The 1,610-nt window shown below is 38.8% G+C and carries 2 protein-coding genes; both read left to right on the plus strand.

The window, feature by feature from the left end; genetic code table 11:
* On the plus strand, positions 1–474 hold a 474-nt coding region (locus BUB87_RS14470; RefSeq protein WP_159432438.1), incomplete at its 5' end, for a hypothetical protein.
* Between the two features lie 120 nt (positions 475–594).
* The gene (locus tag BUB87_RS13885; protein WP_073346678.1) at positions 595–1,482 is read left to right on the plus strand and encodes a DUF4351 domain-containing protein; all 888 of its coding nucleotides are present in this window, start codon (positions 595–597) and stop codon (positions 1,480–1,482) included.
* The last annotated feature ends 128 nt before the right edge of the window (positions 1,483–1,610 follow it).

Below are 1,610 nucleotides of genomic sequence, written 5' to 3' on the forward strand. Positions count from 1 at the left end.
TCAACGGCACAAGTAAATTACGGACAGGGTACTGGTGCAAATTGGGGAAAACCATCTTACGGCGGTTTCGACAGACTGCAAAAGTACGGGTATAACACGCATTGGAATTTAACAACAGACGATCCAACTCCATTTACTGCTATATGGGGGTGGGATGCTGTATATGGTTTTGTAGACAGTGTAATGTCAAGAGCAGAACAGTTCCCACCCTCAGGACCAACACAGCCGATCGATTTAGGTTATGAAGTTTATGATCCAAACGGTTACAAGATATTAAATATAGCTGGTATAGGCAATATTGCAGAAGTAACATATCAATATAATGTGTATGGGGTAAATGCAGGAAGAAGGCAACCAGCAACAGGATATGACACTCGAAGCCGCACTATTATGCTTGTAAAACAGGATGGAAAATGGAAAGTTGCCGCATACGTTGGTGAGGGTTGGCTAAATAACATAATACCGACGTTATAAGGTAGGTTAAAGCGCAAATGTGCTTTATTTTTTCTTATACAAAAAGGCGGAATATACCGCTCTTTTTTTTACCTTTATGATATAATAAATGTGTATAGTACGGAAGAAAAGAGGGATAAGATGCCTCAACAAGCGTACGATCTGACTTTAAAAGATTTGTTTTCTAATGTTGCCGACGAGATAATAACCTATTTGGCAGGAATCAATTTAAAGAAACTTGAAGAGCTTAATATAGAGTTTGTCAAGGTGGAACGCAGGGATAGCGACATGGTATTCAAATGCGATACGGATAGGGGAAAGATTGCCGTTCATATAGAATTCCAGTCAGACAACGACAGGACGATGCCGTACAGGATGCTTCGGTATGCGTTGGAGATAATGGAGAAGCATAAGCTTGTACCGTATCAGGTTGTACTGTACGTAGGTAAGGATAGAATTAAAATGGATAATGGAATTAACTATACCATAGGCGACAACAAACTTAACTATGTGTATAAGATAATTGATGTAGGCGAAATTAGGTTTTCAGAGATAGCGGAAACAGATTATTTCGATTTGTATTCGCTTTTACCGATAGCAGATAGGGATAAGAGGGCTGAAGCAGGAGAGAAGTATCTCAAGATGTGCGTGGACTTAATCAAAGATGCACCTGTGGACGTGGATGAAAAAAGGAAGATATTGTTCAGAGCGGAACCGCTTTCAGGTATAGCTTATAGCAAAGAAATTATAAAAAGAATTTTTGAGGAGGTGGAAAAAGTGTTAAAATTGGAAGAGCTGTCATCCTATAAGATGATTATGGAGAAAAGTATAGAGAAGGGGATAGAGAAAGGTATAGAAAAAGGCAAAACAGAAGTAGTGCTAAAACTTTTTAATAGAAAGTTCAAGGAGTTTCCAAGAAAGTACGAGGAATTAATAAAAAGCGCTGATAACGAAGTTTTGGAAAAGATAACGGATGACATATTTGACATAGAAAAACCGGAAGATTTGGAAAGATATTTCGTCAAGTAGTATATATCTGTCTCACAGGCACGCTTGAATTGCGTAAAGCATTCAGGCGTGCCTTTTTTTATGGGAGGTGAGAAGCGGCATGTCAAAGGCTAAAAAGATAACGGTAGTTGCGATTATCCTACTGCTTG

Origin of the sequence: Caldanaerobius fijiensis DSM 17918, from assembly GCF_900129075.1 — a bacterium.
In the GTDB taxonomy this organism is placed as follows: domain Bacteria; phylum Bacillota; class Thermoanaerobacteria; order Thermoanaerobacterales; family Caldanaerobiaceae; genus Caldanaerobius; species Caldanaerobius fijiensis.